The organism is Borborobacter arsenicus, assembly GCF_003934165.1.
GTDB classification, from domain to species: domain Bacteria; phylum Pseudomonadota; class Alphaproteobacteria; order Rhizobiales; family Rhizobiaceae; genus Pseudaminobacter; species Pseudaminobacter arsenicus.
On the sequence record NZ_RKST01000105.1, the window covers coordinates 1 to 604 of the forward strand.

The following is a 604-nucleotide window of genomic DNA, read 5'->3' on the forward strand; positions in this document are numbered from 1 at the left end:
ATCCAAAACGCAAATGCCTCCGATGAAACCGGAGGCATTTTGATGACCCCACGTTAAGGGGTCCCGTTTGGACGAAAATCACCCCTCAAACAGGGTCCTCATTCCACGAAAAATCACAGGCAACTCGATCGGCGGAGTTTGAGGCACCGCCTGCGTGCCTTTAAAGAATCCCTTCATCCAGGTCACGAACTTGGCTATATGGCCGGTCGCGACTGCGATGGCGGTGAGAGCTGATGCACCGCCACCCGCTAGGATGAGATAATCGTAAAGCAGGAAACCGGACGAGCCGGTTTCGAAACGCGCCAGGACAAGCCGACTTCCCGTCACGCGCTTGTAGTCAGCGTTAAGGTCGCGCAGGAGGTTCGCAACCTCACCTGCATCCAGCGGGCGCTCATTGTGTATGATGAGCACGAGCGCGTTCTGGCGCTCACGCTCCGAAAACTCGATTCCGGGCATGCCCCCGATCCTCCTCTTTTCCAATCTATACTAGGCTGTGTGGACGAATTGACTCAGGTATAGGTTTTGGGGTTCCGGGGACGAATCCGGTCTGATTCATAGGTTGCTGACTGATTTGGAGGTCGGCGATGTCCACGAAGATGACGGA

Annotated in this window: 1 protein-coding gene; it reads right to left on the reverse strand. The window is 55.5% G+C overall.

Going from position 1 to position 604, the window contains the following annotated elements; all coding sequences use genetic code 11:
• Positions 1-78: 78 nt before the first annotated feature.
• Positions 79-456, reverse strand: coding sequence for a hypothetical protein (locus EET67_RS25405; RefSeq protein WP_128628928.1), 378 nt, complete (start codon positions 454-456; stop codon positions 79-81).
• Positions 457-604: the final 148 nt, after the last annotated feature.